Source organism: Roseisolibacter sp. H3M3-2 (genome assembly GCF_029211165.1).
GTDB lineage: Bacteria > Gemmatimonadota > Gemmatimonadetes > Gemmatimonadales > Gemmatimonadaceae > Roseisolibacter.
On record NZ_JARGEK010000298.1, the window covers coordinates 1 to 6,224 of the forward strand.

The window sequence follows — 6,224 nt, forward strand, 5'->3', positions numbered from 1 at the left end:
GGCGTGCTCTGCGCGGCGAGGTGCGGCGGCTCGTTGGCGAACGACACGACGCGCGCCGCCAGCCGCGCCTCCTGCGCGCGGGCGGGGATAGGAAACGTGCACGCCAGCGCGGCGAGCGCGCGGGCGAGGATGGCGGGGCGCGGCACGGGGGCTCCTGCGTCCGGGACGGTGCGGCGGGACGCGGGACACGGTGCCGACTTCGGGGCGCCGCGAGGTGGTCGCGGGGCGAGCGCGCGGTGCGGAGGGCGTCAGCGCGCGTCAGGACGCAGTGAGGGTCATGCCTGCCAGCTGCGGCGACCTGCGACCTGCGACCTGCGACCTCACGGCCGCTGGTAGGTCGCAGGTCGCAGGTCGCAGGCCTCTACGGCTGCAACCGGTACCCCACCTTCCGCACCGTCAGGATGTGCCGCGGGTGCGCCGGGTCCGCCTCGAGCTTGCGCCGCAGCTCGGCGATGTGCGTGTCGACGGTGCGGCTCACCACCGCGGCGCTGTACCCCCAGACCTCGCGCAGCAGGTCGAGGCGCGTGGCGACCGCGCCGCCCCGCCGCCAGAGCGCCTGCAGCAGCTCGTACTCGAGCGGCGCCAGCGGCACCTCCTCGCCGGCGCGCGTCACGCGGCGCGCCGACGGCTCCGCCTCGACCTTGCCGAAGCGCGCCGCCTCTCCCGCCGCGACGTGCGCGGCCGCCGCCGCGGCCCCCTCGGCCGCCGGCTCGCGCGTGGCGCGGCGCAGCAGCGCGCGCACGCGGGCCAGCAGCTCCAGCACGCCGAACGGCTTGGTGACGTAGTCGTCGGCGCCGAGGTGCAGCCCGCGCACCTTGTCGGCCTCCTCGCCGCGCGCGGTGAGGATCAGCACCGGCATCTGCCGCCCCTCGTCGCGCAGCGTCTTGAGCACCCGGAAGCCGTCGAGCCCCGGGAGCATCAGGTCGAGCAGCACCAGGTCGGGGTCGTGCGCGCGCACCGCGTCCAGCCCCGAGGGGCCGTCGGGCGCGACCTCCACGTCGTAGCCCTCGATCTCGAGGTTGTTGCGGAGGCCGAAGGCGAGATCGGGGTTGTCCTCGACGACGACGATGCGGGTCATGGGGCGGCGTGCGCGGGCGAGGGCTCGGGGACGGACGCCGCGGGGGCGTCGGGGGCCTCGACGCGGGGCGCCGGCGGCGCGGCGAGGGCGGGGAGCTCGAGGAGCAGCCGCGCGCCGCCGCCGCGCGCCTCTTCGACGCGCACGCGCCCGCCGTGCAGCGTGACCAGGTCGCGCACGACCGCGAGCCCGATCCCGCTGCCGGCGACCGCCGACCCGACGTCGCGCTCGAGCCGGAAGAAGGGGAGCCAGACGCGCTCGCGGTCGCGCGGCGCGATGCCGGGCCCCTCGTCCTCGACCCACAGGTGGGCGTACGGGCCGGCGGCGCGCACGCCGACGCGCACCGTCTGCCCCGCGGGGCCGTACTTCACCGCGTTGTCGAGCAGGTTGAGCAGCGCCTGCCGCAGCGCCGCGCGGTCGACCGACGCGTGCACGTCGGGGGCGAGGTCGGCGGCCAGCGTGACGCCGCGCGCCTGCGCGATCGGCGCGAACGCCTCCAGCGTGTCCCCCACCTCCTCGGCGAGGCGCGTCGGCTCGGGGGAGAGCCGCGTGGCGCGGCGCTCGCTGCGCGAGAACTGCAGGACGTTCTCGACCAGGTGGGTGAGGCGGCGCGCCTCCTGGTCGATGATCTCGAGCGAGCGGCGCCCCTCGGACTCGCTGCGCACGCGTCCCAGCAGCAGCGTCTCGGCGAACATCCGGACCTGTGCGAGCGGGGTGCGCAGCTCGTGCGAGATGTTGCTGACGAAGTCCTCGCGCAGCCGCGCCAGCGCGTACTCGCGGCGGATCTGCAGGATCGCCACCACCACGAGCGCGCCGGTGAGCGCGAGCAGCGCGAGCAGCTGCGGGAGGCGCGCCTGCGGCAGCCCGCCGATCACCAGCCGGTCGGCGACGTCGGGGCGGAGCGTGAGGTTCACCGCGATCCCGCCGAACTTGTCGAGCCGGTACTGGGCGGTGAACGACGACGCGTACTGCGTGCGCGACCGGAACAGCTCGCGCCCGACGTCGTCGGTCACGACGATCGAGAAGAGCGAGTCGTTGGGCGTCGTGCCGACGAGCGACGGCGGGAGCGCCGCGTGGTAGCGCATCGCGTCGACGAACACCGGGTACGCGAAGTCGCGGAACGGGGCGCCGAAGCCGAACGCGGCGACCGGCTTGTCCCAGTCGTCGTAGCGCACCGCGTAGGCGAACAGCCAGCGCCGCCCGCCGGCGTCCGCCACGAGGTCGGCGTGGTCCCACTTCTTGTTGAACACCCCGAGCGCGTGGCTGGCGATGGTGTCGCGCAGCCACGCGCTCGGCGGCCCGTCGCCGCAGCCGTGGACCTGGCGCAGCTCGCGGCTCCGCAGGTCGAGGCGGAAGAGGAACTGCGACTTCTCCGACATCATCAGGTCGACGCAGCCGTGGCCGTGGCGCGCGTCGAGCGCCTCCTCCAGCCGCGCCGCCGCCCCCTGCGGCTCGCCGCCCATGAGGTCCGTCGGGCGCGCGAGCATCGCGCTGGCGCGCGAGTAGATCCCCTCCTTCGCCCGGAACGCCATCTGGAGCGCCGCGAACTGCGCGTAGTCGCGCAGCGTGCGGTGCGCCGCGGCGCGGTGCGAGTGCGCGGCGTCCATGGCCTGCCAGGCCAGCACCGCGGTGAGGGCGAAGCTGGCCAGGAGCAGCGCCACCAGGACGCCCACGCGGCGGCCGTGCGGGCCCGGGGCCGGGAGGAGTCGGGGCATGGGAGGATGCTACCGCGCCCGGGCGCGCCCCGCACGCGCCCCCCGGCCATCCTTGCCCGGTCCTGACGCGCTCGGCGGCCGTCAGCGCAGCAGGTCTGGGGGGAGCCGCCGGACCCACCCGGCCGACAGGGCGCCCCACAGCCCGATCAGGATTGCCTCGGCGGCATCGTGGCGCAGCGAGGTGGGGCGGGGGGCGCCGCCGAAGGCGATGGCGCGGCGGGCCAGCCGGTCGGCGACCTGCTTCATCTGTGCTCCGCTCCCGTGCTCGCGGGGGAGCAGGAAGAGGGCGCGCCACTCCTCGGCGCTCACCCGCGCGACGGTCAGGGCGCGCCGCTCGGCCTCGTGCGCCCAGGCGTCGGCGATCGGGCCGCCCCCCTCCAGCACCAGGCGGGCGAGGTCGGGGACCTCGTCGAGCAGGGCGGGGATCGCGCGGCGGAGCCGGGGCGCGCCGCCGAAGTTGCGCGAGCGGTACCACCGCAGCCGGGCGTCGTCGCCCCAGCACGCGAAGCCCGTGCGGACCCCCACGTCGACCGCCAGGAGGGCCGTCACGCGCTGGCGCCGCCGCGGGCGCGGCGTATCGTCCTGCGCGAGCGTCCCGCCGACCCCCACCCCGGTGCCATGCCCAGCCGCCGCTCCTTCCTCATGTCCGCCGCCGCGAGTGCGATCGTCGTGCCGCGGGTCCCGGTGCCCCCGTTCGCGGAGGGCGCGGGACGGGCGCTGCGGGCCGCCGCCGGCGTGGCCGACGACCGCCCGCCCGAGGCGCTGGCCGAGGACGAGACGTACTGGGGGGAGATCCAGCGGGCGTTCGACGCCGACCGCACGATGATCAACCTCAACAACGGCGGGGTGAGCCCGACGCCCACGCACGTGCTGGAGGCGATGATCCGCGACCTGCGGTTCACCAACGAGCTCCCCGTCGAGCACATGTGGCGGGTGCTGGAGCCGCGCGTCGAGAGCGTGCGCCGCGAGCTGGCGCGGGAGTTCGGGTGCGACCCCGAGGAGATGGCGGTCGTCCGCAACGCCAGCGAGGCCAACGAGACGATGATCCTCGGCCTCGACCTGAGGCGGGGCGACGAGGTCGTGGTGACGACGCAGAACTACCCGCGCATGCTCACCGCGTGGGAGCAGCGGGTGCGCCGCGACGGGATCACGCTGCGGTCCGTCAGGTTCGACGTCCCGTCGACCGACGACCACGTGTTCGAGCGGGTGACGGCGGCGGTGACGCCGCGTACGCGGGCGATCGAGCTGCCGCACATCACCAACCTGACTGGGCAGGTGCTCCCGATCCGGCGGCTGCAGGCGTTCGCGCGGCAGCGGGGGATCGCGCTGCTGGTCGACGGCGCGCACGCGTTCGCGCACTTCCCGTTCACGCGCGACGCGCTCGACTGCGACTACTACGGCACGAGCCTGCACAAGTGGCTGCTGGCGCCGATCGGCACCGGCTTCCTGTACGTGCGCCGGGACCGGATCGCGTCGCTCTGGCCGCTGATGGCGGCGCCGAAGGCGATGGACGCCGACGTGCGGAAGTACGAGGAGATCGGCACGCACCCGGCGGCCAACCACAACGCGGTGGCCGCGGCGCTGGCGTTCCACCGCGCGATCGGCGCCGAGCGGAAGGCGGCGCGGCTGCGGTGGCTGCGCGACCGGTGGGCGCGGGCGCTGCTGGCCGAGAGCGACCGCGTGAAGGTGCTGACGCCGCTCGACGACCCGACGCGAGCGGGCGCGATCGGCTTCTTCGCGGTGGAGGGGCTGGACCCGGGGAAGCTGGGCGGGTGGCTGCTGGCGAAGCACCACGTGGTGACGACGCCCATCGTCTTCCCCGAGTTCAGCGGGATCCGCATCACCCCGAACGTCTACACGACGCGGGACGAGGTGGACCGGTTCGCGGAGCTGGTGGCGTCGGCGATCCGGAAGGGGATCGCCTGACGCCGCCCGGTCAGAACCGCGTGGCGAGGTAGTGGTACGCCGCCGTGTAGTTCTGGTTGAAGTGCTTGGCCGAGCTGAGGAAGCTGTAGTTCACCGCGCCGGCGAAGACCGCGTCGCCGCGCGTGAAGTAGCTCGCGTCGCCGGTCTGCCGCGCGACGAAGCCGAAGCCCGAGACGACCAGCTGGTTGAGGTCCGCCGACGCGCTCTCCGTGCACGGGCCGTCCTGATAGAGGAACCCCTGCGTCGCGGGGACCCAGTTGTTGTTCCACATGTAGTCGACCGATCGCTTGACCGCGGCGGGGATGCGGGGGTCCTGCTCGAACAGTTCGTAGTAGCGGATCAGCGCGTCGTTCAACATGCCGGTCATGAACGGCTTGTTGCCCCAGCACTGGTTCGACCACCGGTACGCGCCGTCGCTCGACTGGCTCTGCAGGATGTAGTCGAGCGTCACGCGGAGCCGGGTTCTCCAGTCGTCGCCCACCGGACTCGCGACGCCGAGGAGGTGGGCGTCGAGGAGCAGCGACAGCACGCGCGCCTGCGAGCGGCTGTCGACGCTCCCGTTGCCGTTCTCCGCGAGCGCCTCGGGCCAGGTGGAGTTGGATCCGCCGAGGTAGTCGGCCAGCTGCGCGACCGCGCGCGACGACCGGGTGTCGCCGGTCAGGATCGCGTGCAGCGCCACGCCGTCGACCATCATCAGGTACGGCTGCACCTGGTAGTTGCTCGCCTCCATGTACGTGCGGGCGGCGACCGCCAGCTGGTGGCCGCGCTCGAGGTACGTGGTGTTGCCGGTGCGCGCCCACCACACGTAGTAGATCATCGCGCGGTCGTAGTAGTTGGCGTCGGTCGTGAGGCCGTCCGTCAGCCAACGCACCTCCTGCAGCGTCGAGAACACCGTCTCGTAGGTCGCCCACGCGCCGCCGCGTGCCTGCATCGCCGACACGGTCGGCACGTTCGCGGCACCCATGTACGCGAGCACCGAGGCGGCGGTCGGGGCGGGCATCACGACGGGCGGAGGCGTCGGCGTGGAAACCTCGGCCCCCGTCCAGTGCTGTGCTGGGGACCCGTCGCAGGCGCGCAGCACCACGGGCGCGCCGACGCCGATCGAGGTGGCGCACAGGCCGTTCGCGCTCCGCAGCTCGCCGGCCGCGGTGAGCGTCCAGCGCTGCGACGCCGTCCCCTGGCAGTACAGCAGCTTCGGCGCGCTCCCCGCCGCGTCTCCCATGGCGTCGAGACAGTGGGAGGCACCGGGCGATGCCTCGCCGGCGACGCCGACGGCGCTGTGCGTCCACTGCTGGTAGACGACGCCGGCCGCGCAGGGCGCGATGGCAACGGTGTTCCCGCCGGCGATCGTGCCGCCCTTCGGCTGCAAGCAACCCTGCCCCGTTCCATTCGGGAGGGTGCCCGGAAGCACCTGAGCGGGCGCCGGGTTCGGGGCCGGCGCGGTCGAGCCGCCCGTCCACCGCTGCGACGCCGAGCCGTCGCAGGCGCGCAGGACCACGGGCGCGCCG

General features: G+C 74.5%; 5 protein-coding genes. 1 reads left to right on the plus strand and 4 read right to left on the minus strand.

Annotated features, from left to right (window positions below; translation table 11 throughout):
* Positions 1-361: 361 nt before the first annotated feature.
* The 3 genes from PYV61_RS19355 to PYV61_RS19365 form a co-directional block, all read right to left on the minus strand.
* A complete protein-coding gene (locus PYV61_RS19355) occupies positions 362-1,078 on the minus strand; it encodes a response regulator transcription factor (protein WP_275834676.1) in 717 nt (238 codons plus the stop codon).
* Complete coding sequence (locus PYV61_RS19360; RefSeq protein ID WP_275834677.1) at positions 1,075-2,790, minus strand: HAMP domain-containing sensor histidine kinase; 1,716 nt, start codon at positions 2,788-2,790, stop codon at positions 1,075-1,077. Before PYV61_RS19360 ends, PYV61_RS19355 begins: the two co-directional genes overlap by 4 nt.
* 81 nt (positions 2,791-2,871) lie before the next feature.
* Positions 2,872-3,339, minus strand: a complete 468-nt coding sequence (locus PYV61_RS19365) for a hypothetical protein (RefSeq protein ID WP_275834679.1) — start codon at positions 3,337-3,339, stop codon at positions 2,872-2,874.
* A gap of 69 nt (positions 3,340-3,408) precedes the next feature.
* Between PYV61_RS19365 and PYV61_RS19370 the strand changes: the two genes are divergently transcribed.
* Positions 3,409-4,716 (plus strand): aminotransferase class V-fold PLP-dependent enzyme, encoded by a 1,308-nt coding sequence (locus PYV61_RS19370; RefSeq protein WP_275834681.1) that lies wholly within the window; start codon positions 3,409-3,411, stop codon positions 4,714-4,716.
* A 10-nt stretch (positions 4,717-4,726) separates the two neighbouring features.
* Here the strand turns inward: PYV61_RS19370 and PYV61_RS19375 are convergent.
* A partial coding sequence (locus tag PYV61_RS19375; protein ID WP_275834683.1) for an RICIN domain-containing protein occupies positions 4,727-6,224 on the minus strand: 1,498 nt, incomplete at its 5' end.

What these genes read in the sequence shown, in the direction of transcription:
- PYV61_RS19355 (WP_275834676.1), bottom strand. Translation starts at nt 1,078, where the DNA reads ATGACCCGCATCGTCGTCGTCGAGGACAACCCCGATCTCGCCTTCGGC.
- PYV61_RS19360 (WP_275834677.1), bottom strand. Translation starts at nt 2,790, where the DNA reads ATGCCCCGACTCCTCCCGGCCCCGGGCCCGCACGGCCGCCGCGTGGGC.
- PYV61_RS19370 (WP_275834681.1), top strand. Translation starts at nt 3,409, where the DNA reads ATGCCCAGCCGCCGCTCCTTCCTCATGTCCGCCGCCGCGAGTGCGATC.